A 15,958-nucleotide genomic window follows, 5' to 3' on the forward strand; every position below is an offset into this window, starting at 1 on the left:
GAGGGAAGGAAGACGGAAGGCTTACTCGGCCGCAGGCGCGTTGACCGCGTCCTTCAGCGCCTTGCCGGCGGTGAACTTGGGAGCCTTGCTGGCCTTGATGGTCATCTTCTCGCCCGTCGAGGGGTTACGCCCTTCACGCTCGGGGCGGCTGGCAACGGCGAAAGTGCCGAAGCCGATCAGTTGCACCGTGTCGCCCTTTGCCAGGGCACGCGACAGGTTGTCGATGGCGGAGTCGAGCGCGCGAGCGGCATCGGCCTTGCTGAGGTTGGTGTCCGTGGCGATGGCGGCGATGAGGTCGGTCTTGTTCAAAACGGATGGTCTTTCTTGCTTGGATCAAACGGTGGAAAAAAACGGTGGCGCGAATGCGCACCGGGCTTGAATGTAATCGCGCTCGCGGGAAGCGATGGAGCGCCGATGCGTTTCAAAAGTGAAACATCGTGATCGATGCACGGGGGTGGGCGAAACTTCGGCAGCTGTTGGCAAAGCAGACAGCCACCAATTGCCCGTCAGATCTCGCTGCTCTTCTTGCTGCGTCTCCGCCGATACAGCCAGTTGCCGATGAATCCACCGACGACAATACAAAGGGCCTGCACGAGCAGCGCAATCATGAAGGCATCGGAGAGGTCGTACTCGCTGCGCGCCATGTTCATCTCGTACCAATGGCCCATCGCGACGAGCATGAAATTGGAGATGAGCCCAAGCAGCAATCCACCGCCGGCAATGAAAAGAAATCGAAGCCCTGCGTGCATGGCACGCGCTTGCGTAAACGTCGACACTGAATCCTCCCTGAAATTGTTGGGGCATTGTTCACTCTTCTGAGGCCTCAATCACAGATCAAGCAGGCTACCCGACTCCCAGGAATTGCCAGTGAAGCATTCAGGGCAGACCGAACACCAGCAGCAGATTGTTCGCAGGCATCACATGCCTCTCCCGCAACACAAGCCCCACCCGCTGCGCCTGCGCAGCCACGTCCTCAATACGCCGTATCCCCCACGCAGCATTGCGCCCACGCAAATCCTCATCGAACGCCAGATTGCTCGGCGCCGTAGCCACTCCATCCTCGAAGTAAGGCCCATACGTGACCAGCACCCCACCAGGACGCAGATGCCGCGCAGCCCCTTGCATCAGGCCGACGCACGCGGCCCAGGGCGCGATGTGGATCATGTTCGCGCAGTAGATCGCGTCGAACCTCTCATCTCCTTCAGCGAAGGCGAACCCCTGCGACGGCCATCGGGGTGCCGTCACGTCGAGCAGAAGCGGCGCGCGAAGGTTGGGCAACGCGGCCTGCTCGATTCGAGCGGCAATCCCAGGCAACGCACGCGCATCGGCGTCGGTAGGCTGCCAGGTCCATCCGCTCAACGCCGTGGCGAACCAGACGGCATGCTGGCCCGTGCCGGATGCGATCTCCAGCATGGCACCCTGCTCGCCGAGGATGCCGGCCAGTGCATCGAGGATGGGCTGCTTGTTGCGTTCGGCGGCGGGGCTGTGGGGAAGGTCTGGCATTTGGGAAGGCACCTGAACGGGGTGAATGGGAGCGAGTACGCCGGAGCGAGCAAGAATATTCGAATGACTGGCGAAGATGCCCGGAAATTCGATGCGGCATATAACAATGCACTGCAGCCGCCCCGCTCCGCATCGACGGCCCCCTGCCCGGCGGGCCATCCATCATCAGCCCGCGCCCATCTTTCACAAGGACCCGACAGACATGACCATCGAAACACAAGACGACGTCATTGCCCTCCAGCGCATCGGCCGCATCGTTTCGCTGACGCTGCAGCGGATGCTCGACGCGGCGGAGCCCGGCATGACCACGCGCGAGCTCGACCTGATCGGCCAGCGGCTGCTGGAGGAGCACGGTGCGCGGTCTGCGCCGAAGCTCACGTACAACTTTCCGGGCTCGACCTGCATCAGCATCAACGAAGAGGCCGCGCACGGCATTCCCGGTGACCGCGTCATTCGCGCCGGGGACGTGCTGAACGTCGACGTGTCGGCCGAGCTCGGCGGCTACTTCGCCGACACCGGCGGAACCACCGTGGTGCCGCCCACCACTCCGCAGAAAACCCGCCTGTGCCACGCCACCCGCACTGCGCTGGCCGAAGCGATGAAGACCGCCAGGGCCGGGCAGCCGATCAACCGTATCGGCGCCGCCATCGAGCGCACTGCGAAGGCGTACGGTTTCAAGATCATCGAGAACCTCGCGAGCCACGGCGTCGGCCGCGCGCTGCACGAGGAGCCCGAGCACATTCCCGGCTACTTCGATCCTTCGGACACGCGCACGCTGCACGAAGGCATGGTCATCACCATCGAGCCCTTCCTGTCGACCAAGAGCCGCATCGTGACCGAGACTTCCGACGGCTGGACGCTTGCGGGCGTCAAAGGCAACCTGTCGGCGCAGTATGAGCACACGATGATCATCACCAAGGGCGCGCCCATCGTCGTCACGACGCATTGATTGATGGGCTGATCGGCGGCCCCCGCGCTGAAGGCGGCGCCCTCGCCTCCCGCCCTGCCCCGCTACTCCGCTACCCCGCCGCCACGATCACATGCGCCTGGATCTTGCCGGCCACCGGGCCTTCGCCATGCCGGCTGGCAATGACCTGCGCCGCCCGGTCCGTCGCCGCCTGGAGCGCATCGGCATCGCGCGCCTCGATCTCGTTGCGCAGCGGCGTTCCCTGGCAATAGGCGGTGGCAACGTCGCGCGCCGAGGGTGAGCGGCTCGTCTTCTCGCGCGTCTCGATCTCGATGCTTGTGAAGCCCGCGCGGCTCAGGTCGCTGCGGATCAGCGCCACGTCGTGATAGCCGTGCGGCGTACGAGCCAGGAAGCGTGGAGGGTCTTGCGGAAAGATCTCGGCGACGGCGCTGGTGACCTCGTCGGCAAAGGCGTTGTCCTCGATGCGGTCCCACACGGTGAACACGAAGCGCCCGCCCGGCCTCAGCACGCGGCGCGCCTCGGCATAGCCGGCTGTTCGGTCGGGAAAGAACATCGCGCCGAACTGGCAGAGGACGACGTCGAACGAGGCGTCCTCGAATGGCAGCTTGAGCGCGTCGGCCTGCCGCCATTCGATGTCGATATCGCTGCTGCTGCCCTGGCGGGTGGCGGCGTAGTCGAGCATGGGCTGGTTGAGGTCGGTCACTACGTAGCGCGTACCCCTACCTAACCTGGTCGCCAGCGCCCGCGTGACCACCCCGCTGCCGGCTGCTGTCTCGAGCACGGCGCCTGGCGAGAACCCCGCGACCAGCTCGGCCGTATCGGCAGCGTAGGCCTCGAAGATCAAGGGGACCATGAGCGTGTCGTAGAGCCGGGGGATCGAGCCTGCGAAGAGCTTGTCGCTTTCGGTCATGGAATGGCTCCTTGAAAGCTGGGCCTGCCTGGTACGCAGGAAGCCCTTGAGCGCCCTTGGGTGCCCTGTTCGAGTTACCCAGTTCAGGTGCGAGCCGTGCGGCCTCGACAGGCGCGCAACCGTATCGGGCATCGGCGGCGCCACATCATGGTGGCCCTGTTCGCAGGCCTAGTCAACGCCACGGCCCAGCCGCGTGCGCAAGGGCCTTCGTCACTCTTCGATGTTCAGGATCTTGCCCAGGCCGAGGAAGTAGTTGGCCAGGGCCAGGACGGTGGCCGTGACCGCGATGTAGACCACCGACAGCGCCGCCAGCGTCGGGTCGGCGAACTCGCGCACGTAGTTGTACATGGCCACGGGCAGCGTCTGCGTGTCCTGCGTGGTCACGAACAGCGAAGCCGTGAACTCGCTGAAGGACATGATGGCCGCGAACAGCCAGCCGCCGAACAGCCCCGGCGCCAGCAGCGGCACCGTCACGGTCAGCAGCACCTTGAGCGGCGATGCGCCCAGGCTGGCCGCGGCCTGCTCCAGGCGCTCGTCCAGGTTCTCCATCGACACGTAGACGCTGCGCATCACGAAGGGCAGCACCAGCATCACGTGGCACAGGATGGCGATGCCCCAGCCGCGCTGCACCGAGGCCTGCGACACCAGGATCAGGAGCCCCAGCCCCAACGTGAAGTGCGGCACCACCAGCGGCGAATGCAGGATGGCCAGCAGGGTCTGCTTGCCCTTGAACTCCATCCGCTTCGCTGCGATGGCCAGGCAGGTGCCGATCACCAGCGCCAGGAACGACGACCAGCCGGTGATGACCAGGCTGGCCTTGAAGCCGTGCTGGAAGTCGGGGTAGCTGAACACTCGCGCGAACCATTGGAGCGAATACGACTCGGGCGGGAAGCTGAGGATGGCCTTCTCGTTGAACGCGGCGATGGTGACCACCACCACCGGCAGCAGCACGAAGCCCAGCAGAATGGCGATCAGCAAGGGGCCAGCGATGCGCAGCGGAAGCGGCAGGGCGCTCTGTATCTTCATGGTGTCAGTGTCCTCCGACGGCCTTCAGCCGCTTTGTCACTTGGCCCAGCGCGAGCAGCGCGGCTGCGGTCAGCAGCAGGCCGACCACGCTCAGGCTCGCGGCAAGCGGGAAATTCATCGACGAGAAGCCGAGCTGGTAGACCAGCGTGGACACCGTCGGCACGCGGCCGCCGCCGATCATCTGCGGCGTGGCGAAGGCGCTGAAGGTCCAGGCGAAGGCCGTGGTGATGCTGGCCAGGATGCCGGGCATCGAAAGCGGCAGCGTGACCGTGAGGAAGGTCTTGACCGGGCCCGCGCCCAGGCTCTGGGCGGCCTTCTCGTAGTCGCGGTCGATGTGGGAGATGGCCGTGGCCAGCATCAGCACAACCACCGGGATGGTCACGTGCACCAGCGCCACGAGGACGCCCAGGTGCGTGAACATGAGCTCCAGCGGCCACTCGATGAGGCCCAAATGGCGCAGCACGCCGTTGATGAAGCCGTTGCTGCCCAGCACCGCGATCCAGGAGTAGGTGCGCACGATCTCGCCCAGGAACAGCGGCGTGATCGACACCACGAGGATGAAGGACTTGAGCGCGCGGTTGCGCACCCGCACCAGCGCGTAGGCGAGCGGATAGGCCACGAGCAGCGAGAACACCGTCGTCTCCACGCTCAGCAGCAGGGTGTTGGCGAACGCGGCCAGATAGATCGACTTGGTCAGTCCGCTGAAGTTCTCCAGCGTGAGGCCGCCCACGTCCAGCGAGCCGGGCACGAAGGCACGGAAGCTGAACTGCAGCACGGCCAACAGCGACACGGCGATGCCCGCCGCAACAATGACGGCCGGGGACACCAGCCAGGCCCGTAGATCGGAACGCATTCCTGCCCTTCCCAACAACATCAACAACTTCTTCTTCAGATGCTCGATCGTCGCGGGGAGACCGGCGCGGCGAGGGCCGCGCCGGTCTCCCCGGCTTGCATGTTCCCGCGAGGGATCAGTTCATGATGTTCTCGGTGAACCACTTGCGCCATTCGGCGGTCTTCTCGGCGCGCAGCTTGTTGTCGATCACGATGGCCTGGGTGTCCCACTGTTCCTTGGTGGTGAACACGCCGGGCAGCTTGGCGTCCTCGGCCGAGACCTTCGCGTTGGTGACGACCGGGCTGGCCTTCTTGGAGGCGACGATCTTCGACTGCACGTCGGCCGACAGCGCGATGTTCAGGAACTTGTAGGCCAGGTCGGCCTTGGTCGTGCCCTTCATGATGGCCATCGTGTCCACGCCGAGCACGGCGCCTTCCTTGGGCATCACGACCTTGATCGGCACGCCCTGGCTGGCCATGTAGTACGCGTTCATCGACAGGATCACCTCCACAGGCGTCTCGCCGGTGGCAATCAATTGCTGGGCGTTGGCGTCGTTGGTATAGAAGGCCTTGAAGTTGGGCTTGAGCGCCTTGAGCTTGTCCTGGCCCTTCTCCCAGGTGGCGGCGTCGCCGCCCGAGAGCATGGCCGACACCGTGATGATGTGGCTGGGGTCGAAGTCGGGCGCGCTCAGCTTGCCCTTGAGCGCCGGGTTCCACAGGTCGTTCCAGCTTTCGAGCTTGATGCTGGCGGGCACCAGGTCGGGGCGGTAGCCGATGGAGTAGACGTAGGCCCAGCTGCCGATGTGGTACGGGCTGATCTTGGCGCGGTCCACCAGGTTGGCGTAATTGGGGACCTTGGCGGTGTCGATCTGCTCGAACAGGTTGCTGTTCACATACAGCCAGCCCACGTGCGAGGTCGTGAAGGTGATGTCGCTCTCGGGCTTGGAGGCCAGCTTGGCCTTGTTCAGGCGGTCGATGGTGCCGCCCGTCACGTACTTCACGGGCACGCCGGTCTGGCGGGTGAATTCCTTGCCGATGTTGTCGTCGATGAGGTCACGGAAGCTGCCGCCCCAGGTGCTCACCACAAGCGCGTTGTCCTGTGCCCAGGCGGTGGTGCCGCCCAGCGTGACGGAGAGCGCGCACAAAGTCAGAAGCTTGCGAAACATTGATTGAACCTCGATCGTAAAAGTTGAACATCTGCCGGTACTGCGGCTGCAGATGCCCTGAAACACCTGCAACACACCTTCTGCGTGTGCAGCACCTGCATCACGGGGCCGGATCATAGGAATGGCTTACTGCCGCGGCCTAATCGCCTTTTACGTACAGGTGGCTCAAATTTTCCGAGGGCCCCGGCACGGGCGCCGCTCGGAAATTCCTAAACGGTCGCACGGAAAAAACAAATGGCGCCGACGGCCGGCGCCAACGACCATGCCGGTCCCGGCGCCATCGGCGTCTCATGCCCCCAGCCCCTGCAGCGACCATGAAGCACACCCGCATCCGTCCTTTCAACACCAAGGTCACCTACCCGGAACAGAAGCTGGACAACGACCTCTGCCAGGCCGTCGTCGCGCGCGGCCGCACCGTGTTCCTGCGCGGGCAGATCGGCCAGAACCTGGAAACCTCCGAGAGCGTGTGCATCGGCGACGTCGCCGGGCAGGCCGAACAGGCCATGTCCAACATCGCGATGCTGCTGGAGGAAGCCGGCGGCGAACTGCAGGACATCTGCAAGATCACCATCTACATCATCGATCCGCGCTACCGCGAAGCCGTCTACCTTGTCGTCGGCCGCTGGCTCAAGGGCGTGTTCCCGGTGTCCACGGGCATCGTGGTCTCGGCCCTGGCCCGCCCCGAATGGCTGGTGGAGATCGACGCCACCGCCGTCATTCCCGACTGAACGCCATGACCTTCTCCATCGTCGCGCGCTGCCCCGCCACCGGCCAGTTCGGTGCGGCCGTGGCCTCTTCTTCGCCTGCCGTGGCATCGCGCTGCGTGCGCGGCCGCCGGGGCGTGGGGGCAGCCGCCAGCCAGAACATCACCGACCCCGACCTGGGGCCGATGCTGCTCGACCTGATGGCCGCCGGCAACACGCCCGCGCAGGCCGTGGCGCAACTGCAGCAGCAACGGCCCTTCATCGACTACCGCCAGCTCATGGCCATCGACGCACACAACCCGCCGGTGGTGTTCACCGGGGCCAACGCGCTGGGCACCCTGGCGAGCGTGGTCGGCACGAACGCGGCTTGCGCCGGCAACATGCTGCGCAACCGCCAAGTGCCGGCGGCCATGCTGGCGGCCTTCGAGAAAGCCGAGGGCGCGCTGGCGGAGCGCCTGATGCAGGCCATGCTCGCCGGCCAGGCGGCCGGCGGGGAAGAAGGCCCGGTGCACTCGGCCGGGCTGCTGGTCTACGAAGCGCAGAACTGGCCCGTGGTCGACCTGCGGCTGGACTGGGTGGAATCCGACCCCGTGCAGGCGCTGTACGCCACCTGGAAGATCTACGCGCCACAGCAGGAGGCCTACATCACGCGGGCGCTGGACCCGCGCGCAGCCCCCAGCTTCGGTGTGCCCGGCAATCCCTGACGCAGGGGTGTCGCTACACTGGCGCGCTCGCTTTCGCGCCGCGCGTGGCGCGCCTTCCTGTACCGACATGCTCAACCGCGTTTCCCTGCGCCAGATGGAGTACTTCGTCGCGACGGCCAAGCACGGCAGCATCGCCGCGGCCTCCGCGCAGATCCATATCTCCTCCCCTTCGATCTCCGCGGCCATCGCCCACATCGAGAGCGAACTCAACGTCCAGCTGTTCGTGCGCCATCCCTCCAAGGGGCTGGGGCTCACGGCCATCGGCACGCTGGTGCTGAACCAGTGCCAGGACGTGCTCGAACGCTCCTCGCGCCTTTACGAAATCGCCTCCGACTCCGGCGACGTGATGCAGGGCCCGCTGCGCGTGGGCAGCTTCCAGTCGCTGACGGCCATGATCGCGCCCGAGGTCATCTTCGGCTTCGCACGTGCCTTCGAGCGGGTCGAGATGCAGATGGTGGAGGGCGACCAGGAAGTGCTCATGAACAAGCTGCGGTCGCTCGAGATCGACGTGGCCCTCACCTACGACCTGCGCCTGGACGACGACATCGAGTTCGAGAGCCTGGCCACGCTGCCGCCCTACGTGCTGGTGAGCGAACTGCATCCGCTCGCGCAGCAGAAGGCCGTCACCTTCGAGGAGCTCGCCCCGCAGCCCTTCGTGCTGCTCGATTTGCCCATGAGCCGCGACTACTTCACATCGCTGTTCGCCAGCGTCGGCCTCACGCCCAACATCGTGGCGCGTTCGCGTTCCGAAGAGGTGGTGCGCTCCATGGCCGCCAACGGCATCGGCTATGCGCTGTTCAACGTGCGGCCCAAGTCCAACCTCTCGCTGGACGGCAAGCGGCTGGTGCGCGTGCGGCTGGCCGGCAAGAACCGCCCCATGCTCCTGGGGCTGGCCACCTACAAGCCCATGAAGCAGTCGCGGCTGACCCAGGCCTTCATGGACCGCTGCCGCGCCTACATCTCCGACCAGTACATCCCGGGCATGAGCGCGGCCAGCTTCTTCGATCCCCATCCCGTGGCGCCGGATGCCTCCGACGCGCCACCCGCGCAACAACCATGACTCCTGCACCTTCCGCCAGCGTCTCCCTGCTGGAGACGCTGATCGCCTTTCCCTCCGTCTCGCTCCAGCCCAACGACGGACTCATCGCCGCAGTGCAGGAGATCCTCTCGGCCGCCGGCATCGCCTCCACGCGCGCGCCGGACCCCGAGGACCCGCGCCGCACCAACCTCTTCGCCTCGGTCGGCCCCGAGGGCGTGCCCGGCGTGCTGCTGTCGGGCCACACAGACGTGGTGCCCGTGGAAGGTCAGCCCTGGACCTCGTCGCCTTTCGAGGCCACCCACAGGGACGGCCGCATCTACGGACGCGGCGCGGCCGACATGAAGGGCTTCGTCGCCTGCGCGGTCACCGCGATGGTGGCTGCCGCCGGGCGGCCGCTGCAACGTCCGCTGCAGCTGGCGCTGTCCTTCGACGAGGAGATCGGCTGCGTCGGCGTGCGCCATCTGCTGCGCCGGCTCGAAGGTCATCTTCCGGCGCCCTACCTGTGCATCGTCGGCGAACCCACGCTGATGCGCATCGGCACCGGCCACAAGGGCAAGGCCGCCTACCGCGCGGTCTGCTGCGGCGAGGCCGGGCACTCGGGCCTGGCGCCGCAGTTCGTCAACGCCATCCACATGGCCAGCGACCTCGTGGCCTCGGCGCGCGAAGTGCAGCGCGAGCTGGCAGAGAGCGGCCCGCGCGAAGAAGGCTACGGTGTGCCCTACTCCACCGTGCACGTCGGCACCATCCAGGGCGGCCGCGCACTCAACATCGTGCCCAGCGAATGCACGCTGAGCTTCGAGATCCGCAACGTCGCGCAGGACGAGCCGGCGCAGATCCTCGAACGCATCCTGCAGAACCTGGCCGCACGCGTGAAGCGCGAGGCCCAGCATGCCGATGCACCGCTGCCCGAGGTCACGCTGCAGAACAGCTACCCCAGCCTGTCGACACCGGAAGATGCGCCGGCGATCGGCCTGCTGCGCGGGCTGCTGCCCGAGGGCACGCCCACCACCAAGGTCGACTACGGCAGCGAGGGCGGCCTGTTCCAGCAGAGCTGGCAGCAGACACCCGTGCTGGTGTGCGGCCCCGGCAGCATCACCGTGGCGCACAAGGCCGACGAATACGTGGAGCTGTCGCAGCTGCAAGCTTGCGACCGCATGCTGGCCGGGCTCGTCGACTTTCTCTGCCGCTGAATGGATAGATAGATCAGCCACGCCGCACGATGCTGCGGCCCCAGGCGCGCATCGAATGACGAAGGCCGCCGGATCGCAGCATCCGGCGGCCTTCTCATTGATGCTGCATTCATGCAGCCCGCGCGATCAGCTCTTCTCGTAGGACATGTAGCCCTGCTGCAAAAGGATGTGGTCGGCGATGTACTTGGCGTCGTGCCACACGCCGTAGATGAACGACGAAGCGCGGTTCACCAGGTTAGGCAGGCCGAGGAAGTAGATGCCGCTTTCAGCCGAGATGCCCCGCTTGTGATATGGCTCCCCGTTCTCGTGGAAGGCATTGACCTGCAGCCAGCTGTAGTCGAACTTGAAGCCCGTGGCCCACAGCACGGTGGTGACGCCGGCCTCGCGCAGGTCCAGGCTCAGCGTGGGCTCGGTCAGGCATGCGGGGTCGGGCAGCAGCTCCCAGGCCTCGGGCTCGGGCGGGAACGGCAGGCCGTTCTGCTCGATGTACGCATCGGCTTCGCGCAGCACGTCGAAGTACGCCTGGTCGCCCTCGGCCACGTTGCGGGCCAGGCCTTCGGCGAAGCGCATCACGCCGTTCTCGTAGGACTCGGTCAGGCCCACCAGTTCGATGCCTGCGTGCGCAAGGCGCCGGAAGTCCACCGTGCGGCCACCTTCATAGCCGCTCACGGCAAAGGCCACGTGCTTCTTCTTGGGCTTGATGCGCACTTCGTCCCACAGGCCGAGCGCGCCCAGCCACCAGCAGTAGTCGCGCCCGCGGTAGGAGCGCGGCGGACGGTAATGCTCGCCCACCGAGAGATACACCTTGCGGCCGGCCTGGCGCAGCTCTTCCGCGATCTGCGAGCCCGAGGCACCGGCACCCACGACCAGCACGGCACCATCGGCCAGCTGGCCCGGGTTCTTGTAGGCCGACGAATGCAGCTGCGCGACCGGCGCATCGGTCGGCACGATGGCGGGATAGGCCGGTATCTGGAACGGCCCGGTGGCCGCGACCACGTTCATCGCCTCGATCACGCCTTGCGAAGTCGTCACCTTGAAACCCGGGCGGCCGACATGGCGCTCCACGCGCTTCACTTCCACGCCGGTGCGCACGGGTGCCTTCAGCATGGCCGCATAGTTCTCGAAGTACTGGGCCATGCGCTCCTTGGGCGGAAAGGCTTCGGGCGAGATGCCTTCGAACTTCAGCCCCGGAAAGCGGTCGTGCCAGGCCGGGCCGTTGGCGACCAGCGAATCCCAGCGCTCCGAGCGCCAGCGCTCCGCGATGCGATTGCGTTCGAGCACGAGGTGCGGAACACCCATGGCCGCCAGATGCTCGCTCATCGCGATGCCGGCCTGGCCTGCGCCGACCACGAGGGTGTTGATTTTCTCCACTGACTCCACTGACATTTGATGTTCCTCAGGATGATCGGCGCCGGCGCTTTCGGCCGAGCGGGCCGGCACTGCCAGTGCACCGATTGGGGGGCGAGTCTGATGAAGGGCACCGCGTTTGAAAATCATGTTTTTCAGACGCAAGGCTTAGGAAAAAGCGAAGCGCGGCCGCAACGCTGCGAAGGCGGCGCAATCGCGCTGTACGAATCGCCTGTTTCGTTTTTTCCGAGGGGCAGCCTCAATATCTGCAAAGGCCCGATGGCAGCCGATGGGCTTATCGTTTCGGCCATGAATCCTGTCCCTTCCGAGCACGGCCCTGCTGCGGCCAATGCGGCCAACATGGCCAATGTGTCCGACGTGGCCGTCAGCATCGAAGGCGTGGTCAAGAAGTACCACGACCAGACCGTGCTGCGCGATGTCTCGCTGAAGATCCGGCGCGGCGAGTTCCTCACTCTGCTGGGGCCTTCGGGCTGCGGCAAGACCACGCTGCTGAACCTGATCGCAGGCTTTGCCGAGGCAGACAGCGGTGAGGTCTTCATCGAAGGCCGACCCGTCACCAGCGACCCGCCGCACCTGCGCAAGATCGGCCTGGTGTTCCAGAACTACGCGCTGTTCCCGCACATGACGGTGGAGCGCAATATCGGCTACGGCCTGCGCATGCAGGGCGTGCCCACCGACGAGGCGGCCAGGCGCATCCGCGAGGCCATGGCCATGGTCAAGCTCGACGGCCTGGGCCACCGCAAGCCGCGCGAACTCTCGGGCGGCCAGCAGCAGCGCGTGGCACTGGCGCGCGCGCTCGTCATCCAGCCCAAGGTGCTGCTGCTCGACGAACCCTTCTCGGCCCTGGACAAGAGCCTGCGCGGCTCCATGCAGGTGGAGATCCGCGAGATCCAGCGCCGCCTGGGTCTGACCACCGTGTTCGTCACGCACGACCAGGGCGAGGCGCTGGCCATGTCCGACCGCATCGCGGTGATGTCGGCAGGCGTGATCCGCCAGATCGCGCCGCCGGCCGAGCTCTATCAGAGCCCGCAGGACCCTTTCGTCGCGTCCTTCCTGGGCGACGTGAACATCCTGCCGGCCCACTACCACGGCAAGGGCGCGGGCGACGTGCAGCTGCGCCTGGGCTCGGGGCTCATCAGCCTGTCGCAGGACCGGCTCGTGCACGCCTCGCATGAAGGCGAGCGGCTCGACGTCTACGTGCGGCCCGAGCACCTGCGGCTGGAGAACCTGCACCCGGCCTCGGTGCTCAGCGGCACCGTGGTCAACCATGTGTTCCAGGGCGACCACATCAACACCTTCGTCGACGTGGACCTGCCGATGACGGCACGCCAGATCGTCACCGTGCGCAGCCCGGGCCTCACGGCCATGCGGCAATGGCCTGTGGGTTCGGTCGCAGGATTGGCGCTGGCTCCTGAGGGCGTGAGCGTCTTCAGCCCGCAGCCATGAGCGCCGTGAGCCCCATGACCGAAGCGACGACCGAAGCCCTGCCCTCCACCATGCAGGCCATCGTGGCCCGCGAACCGGGCGATGCCAGCGTGCTGGTGCTGGCCGAGCGGCCCGTGCCGCAACCCCGCCCCGGCGAGGTGCTGCTGCGCGTGCTGGCCGCCGGCATCAACCGGCCCGACATCATGCAGCGCCAGGGCATCGCCAAGCCTGCGCCCGGCGTCACCGACGTGCTGGGGCTCGAAGTCTGCGGCGAGGTCGTCGCCTGCGGCCCGGGCGTCGACACCGCGCTGCGCGGCACGCGGCGCATGGCGCTCGTGCCCGGCGGCGGCTATGCGCCCTGGTGCGTGGCCGCGGTGGACCATTCGTTCGCAGTGCCAGCGCGGCTGACTGACGCCGAGGCCGCGGCCCTGCCTGAAGGACTGTTCACCGTCTGGCACAACCTCTTCGAGCTGGGCCGGCTGACCATGGGCGAGACCGTGCTGATCCACGGCGTCACGGGCGGCATCGGCTCGCTGGCGGTGCAGATGGCGCATGCGGCCGGCTGCACCGTCATCGCGACCGCGAGCGACGAGGCCTGCTTCGCAGAGCTGAAAGCCATGGGCGCCGACCTCGCAATCTGCTGGCCCACCACCGACTTCGTGCAGGCCTGCCTCGACTTCACCGGCGGGCGCGGCGTGGACGTGGTGCTGGACATCGTCGGCGGCGACTACGTGCGCCGCAACCTGCAGGCCATGGCCTTCGGTGGCCGGCACGTGAGCCTTTCATTCATGCAGGGCTCCGCCGTCACGGTGGAGCTGCTCACGTTGATGCAGCGCCAGCTGAGCCTGCATTCATCCACCATGCGCCCGCAGACCCATGCCGAGAAAACGCGCATGGCCCAGGCCATCGCGCGCCACGTGCTGCCGCTGCTCGCCAGTGGACGCATCGCGCCGCGCCTGCATGCGCGGCTGCCGCTGGCCCAGGCCGCACAGGCCCACACGCTGCTGGAGAGCGGCCAAGTGTTCGGCAAACTCGTCCTGGAGCCTTGAGCATCATGCAACTGCTGTATGCCCCCACCTCGCCCTTCGTGCGCAAGGTCATGGTCTGTGCCCACCTGAGCGGCCAGGCCGAACGCATCGAGTGGCTCGACAGCGCCGCCCATCCGGTGCGCCGCGACAGCCGCATCGCGGCGCACAACCCGCTGGCCAAGGTGCCCACGCTGATCCTGGACGACGGCGAGTCGCTCTACGACAGCCGCGTGATCTGCGAGTACATCGACAGCCTGGGCAGCGCCGGCATCTTTCCGCCGTCCGGCCCTGCGCGCTGGAAGGCGCTCACGCGACAGTCGATGGGCGACGGCCTGCTCGACGCTGCGCTGCTCGCGCGCTACGAACTCACTGCGCGGCCCACTGAAATGCAATGGCCCGTCTGGCGCCAGGCCCTGCTGACCAAGGTCACGGCCTGCCTGGGCACCATCGAGGCCATTGCGCCGGAGCTGGCAACGGCCGGCCCCACGATCGGCGAAGTCGCCATCGGCTGCGGCCTGGGCTACCTCGACTTCCGCTTTCCCGAACTGGATTGGCGCGCCAGCCATCCCGCCGCAACGCGCTGGCATGCCGAGTTCGCGCAACTGCCCGCAATGCAGGCCACCATTCCCCACGAAGCCTGAGAGCACCCATGATGAGCAACACCACCACGCTTCCTCCTAGCCTCACGGTCTGGTTCCTCAACGGGCCCAACGCCAACCTCTATGGCCTGGATGCCAACAAGACCTACGGCAGCGACAGCTTTCCGGTGCTGCAGTCGCGCTGCGAGCAGAAGGCCGCGTCGCTGGGCGTGAGCTTGCGCTTTCTGCAGTCCAACCACGAAGGCCAGCTGATCGACTGGATCCAGGAGGCACGCGGCGTGGCCGACGGCATCGTCATCAACGCGGCCGGCCTCACCTACACCTCCATCGCCATCCTCGACGCACTGCTGGCCTTCCCCGGCAAGATCATCGAGGCCCACATGAGCAACATCTGGAAGCGCGAGCCCTTCCGCCACCACTCCTTCATCTCCAAGGCAGCCCATGGCGTGATCGCAGGCCTGGGCGGCGACGGCTACGAGTTCGCGATCGAAGCAGTGGCACGCCTGGTTCGCAGTGCCAGCGAACAGCAGCAGAAGAGCGCCTGAAGATGGCACAACAGCAGCGCCTCGGCACCCTGGTCTTCTACAGCGACTTCGACGATTTCAGCGCCTGGCAAAAGGCACTGCAGGCGCAGCTGCCCGACCTGCAGGTGGTCCACTCCAGCGCGCTCGAGCGGCCCGAGGACGTGCACTACGCCATGGTCTGGAAGCCGCCCGAGGGCTTCTTCCAGCAGATGCCGAACCTGCGCCTCATCGTCAACCTGGGCGCCGGCGTCGACGCGCTGGTCTCGCGCAGCGACCTGCCGGCCGGCATTCCCATCACGCGCATCACCGATCCGAACATGTCTCGCATGATGGCCGGCTACGTGCTGTTCGCCGTGCTGCGCCATGCGCGCGACATTCCCCACTTCGAGCAGGCCCAACGGCGCGGCGAATGGGCCTACCGCCACCCGCGCTCGCCCGAGGAAATCACGGTGGCTGTGCTCGGCCTGGGCCATCTCGGCGCCATGGCCGCGACCGAAGTGCAGCGCCAGGGCTTCAGAACGCTGGGCTGGTCGCGCAGCCAGCGGCTTATCGAAGGCGTGGAATGCGTCTCGGGCATGGAGACGCTGGACACCGTGCTCGGCCAGGCCGACATCGTCGTGCTGATGCTGCCGCTCACGCCGCAGACCAAAGGCCTTTTCGACCGCGCACGGCTGGAGCGCCTGCGGCCCGGCGCCGCCTTCGTGAACGTGGCTCGCGGGGCGTTGGTCGATCAGGCGGCGCTGACTGCACTGCTGCAGAGCGGGCGCATCGGCAGCGCGACGCTCGATGTGTTCGAGCGTGAGCCGCTGCCTTCCGATGATCCGCTGTGGGGCATGCCGCAGGTGCTGATCACGCCGCATCTGGCTTCGGTTGCGATTCCCTCCTCTTCTGCGCGGCAGATTGCGGCGAATATCTTGCGTGTGGCGGAGGGGGAGGAGCCGACGGATGTGGTTGATCCGGGGCGGGGGTATTGAGGGTTTGGATTGAGGGGCCGGCAGAGCGTGTCGTAGAAC

General features: G+C 66.6%; 18 protein-coding genes. 10 read left to right on the plus strand and 8 right to left on the minus strand.

What is annotated here, in order from left to right:
- Positions 1 to 21: 21 nt before the first annotated feature.
- From ABL844_RS24280 to ABL844_RS24290, 3 genes are all read right to left on the minus strand, one after another.
- Positions 22 to 309, minus strand: a complete 288-nt coding sequence (locus tag ABL844_RS24280; protein ID WP_125946996.1) for an HU family DNA-binding protein — start codon at positions 307 to 309, stop codon at positions 22 to 24.
- A gap of 197 nt (positions 310 to 506) precedes the next feature.
- Complete coding sequence (locus tag ABL844_RS24285; RefSeq protein ID WP_418129276.1) at positions 507 to 776, minus strand: hypothetical protein; 270 nt, start codon at positions 774 to 776, stop codon at positions 507 to 509.
- Between the two features lie 100 nt (positions 777 to 876).
- Positions 877 to 1,503 (minus strand): DUF938 domain-containing protein, encoded by a 627-nt coding sequence (locus tag ABL844_RS24290; protein WP_418129278.1) that lies wholly within the window; start codon positions 1,501 to 1,503, stop codon positions 877 to 879.
- Positions 1,504 to 1,705: 202 nt separating this feature from the next.
- Here ABL844_RS24290 and map point away from each other — a divergent pair, with 202 nt between their 5' ends.
- Positions 1,706 to 2,452 (plus strand): type I methionyl aminopeptidase, encoded by a 747-nt coding sequence (map, locus tag ABL844_RS24295; protein ID WP_418129279.1) that lies wholly within the window; start codon positions 1,706 to 1,708, stop codon positions 2,450 to 2,452.
- Between the two features lie 70 nt (positions 2,453 to 2,522).
- Here the strand turns inward: map and ABL844_RS24300 are convergent, their stop codons facing one another.
- The 4 genes from ABL844_RS24300 to ABL844_RS24315 all read right to left on the minus strand — a co-directional run bounded on the left by ABL844_RS24300 (position 2,523) and on the right by ABL844_RS24315 (position 6,364).
- A complete protein-coding gene (locus ABL844_RS24300; RefSeq protein ID WP_418129280.1) occupies positions 2,523 to 3,341 on the minus strand; it encodes a class I SAM-dependent methyltransferase in 819 nt (272 codons plus the stop codon).
- Between the two features lie 210 nt (positions 3,342 to 3,551).
- On the minus strand, positions 3,552 to 4,367 hold the full coding sequence (locus tag ABL844_RS24305; RefSeq protein ID WP_418129281.1) for an ABC transporter permease: 816 nt from the start codon (positions 4,365 to 4,367) through the stop codon (positions 3,552 to 3,554).
- 4 nt (positions 4,368 to 4,371) lie between these two features.
- Positions 4,372 to 5,220: an ABC transporter permease gene (locus tag ABL844_RS24310; RefSeq protein ID WP_418129282.1), complete on the minus strand. Its 849-nt coding sequence runs from the start codon at positions 5,218 to 5,220 to the stop codon at positions 4,372 to 4,374.
- 115 nt (positions 5,221 to 5,335) lie between these two features.
- Positions 5,336 to 6,364, minus strand: a complete 1,029-nt coding sequence (locus tag ABL844_RS24315) for an ABC transporter substrate-binding protein (protein ID WP_418129284.1) — start codon at positions 6,362 to 6,364, stop codon at positions 5,336 to 5,338.
- 314 nt (positions 6,365 to 6,678) lie between these two features.
- On the opposite strand from ABL844_RS24315, the gene ABL844_RS24320 reads away from it, so the two are divergent.
- The 4 genes from ABL844_RS24320 to argE all read left to right on the plus strand — a co-directional run bounded on the left by ABL844_RS24320 (position 6,679) and on the right by argE (position 10,001).
- Positions 6,679 to 7,092 (plus strand): RidA family protein, encoded by a 414-nt coding sequence (locus ABL844_RS24320; protein WP_019656931.1) that lies wholly within the window; start codon positions 6,679 to 6,681, stop codon positions 7,090 to 7,092.
- A gap of 5 nt (positions 7,093 to 7,097) precedes the next feature.
- The gene (locus ABL844_RS24325) at positions 7,098 to 7,772 is read left to right on the plus strand and encodes a DUF1028 domain-containing protein (RefSeq protein WP_418129285.1); all 675 of its coding nucleotides are present in this window, start codon (positions 7,098 to 7,100) and stop codon (positions 7,770 to 7,772) included.
- Positions 7,773 to 7,839: 67 nt separating this feature from the next.
- The gene (locus ABL844_RS24330) at positions 7,840 to 8,832 is read left to right on the plus strand and encodes a LysR family transcriptional regulator (RefSeq protein WP_176662888.1); all 993 of its coding nucleotides are present in this window, start codon (positions 7,840 to 7,842) and stop codon (positions 8,830 to 8,832) included.
- Positions 8,829 to 10,001, plus strand: a complete 1,173-nt coding sequence (gene argE, locus ABL844_RS24335) for an acetylornithine deacetylase (protein WP_418129286.1) — start codon at positions 8,829 to 8,831, stop codon at positions 9,999 to 10,001. Before ABL844_RS24330 ends, argE begins: the two co-directional genes overlap by 4 nt.
- 126 nt (positions 10,002 to 10,127) lie before the next feature.
- Here the strand turns inward: argE and ABL844_RS24340 are convergent, their stop codons facing one another.
- Positions 10,128 to 11,387, minus strand: coding sequence for a flavin-containing monooxygenase (locus ABL844_RS24340; protein ID WP_418129287.1), 1,260 nt, complete (start codon positions 11,385 to 11,387; stop codon positions 10,128 to 10,130).
- Between the two features lie 321 nt (positions 11,388 to 11,708).
- Here ABL844_RS24340 and ABL844_RS24345 point away from each other — a divergent pair, with 321 nt between their 5' ends.
- From ABL844_RS24345 to ABL844_RS24365, 5 genes are read left to right on the plus strand one after another with little or no spacing between them, the layout of a single operon-like run.
- Positions 11,709 to 12,815: an ABC transporter ATP-binding protein gene (locus ABL844_RS24345; RefSeq protein ID WP_418131942.1), complete on the plus strand. Its 1,107-nt coding sequence runs from the start codon at positions 11,709 to 11,711 to the stop codon at positions 12,813 to 12,815.
- The gene (locus ABL844_RS24350) at positions 12,812 to 13,843 is read left to right on the plus strand and encodes an NAD(P)H-quinone oxidoreductase (RefSeq protein WP_418129288.1); all 1,032 of its coding nucleotides are present in this window, start codon (positions 12,812 to 12,814) and stop codon (positions 13,841 to 13,843) included. The genes ABL844_RS24345 and ABL844_RS24350 overlap by 4 nt, the downstream gene beginning before the upstream one ends.
- Positions 13,844 to 13,848: 5 nt before the next feature.
- Positions 13,849 to 14,463: a glutathione S-transferase gene (locus ABL844_RS24355; RefSeq protein ID WP_418131943.1), complete on the plus strand. Its 615-nt coding sequence runs from the start codon at positions 13,849 to 13,851 to the stop codon at positions 14,461 to 14,463.
- Positions 14,464 to 14,474: 11 nt separating this feature from the next.
- A complete protein-coding gene (locus tag ABL844_RS24360) occupies positions 14,475 to 14,966 on the plus strand; it encodes a type II 3-dehydroquinate dehydratase (RefSeq protein WP_418131944.1) in 492 nt (163 codons plus the stop codon).
- Positions 14,963 to 15,919: a 2-hydroxyacid dehydrogenase gene (locus ABL844_RS24365; protein ID WP_418131945.1), complete on the plus strand. Its 957-nt coding sequence runs from the start codon at positions 14,963 to 14,965 to the stop codon at positions 15,917 to 15,919. The genes ABL844_RS24360 and ABL844_RS24365 overlap by 4 nt, the downstream gene beginning before the upstream one ends.
- Positions 15,920 to 15,958: the final 39 nt, after the last annotated feature.

This window comes from Variovorax sp. 278MFTsu5.1 (assembly GCF_048305045.1).
In the GTDB taxonomy this organism is placed as follows: Bacteria; Pseudomonadota; Gammaproteobacteria; order Burkholderiales; family Burkholderiaceae_C; genus Variovorax; species Variovorax guangxiensis.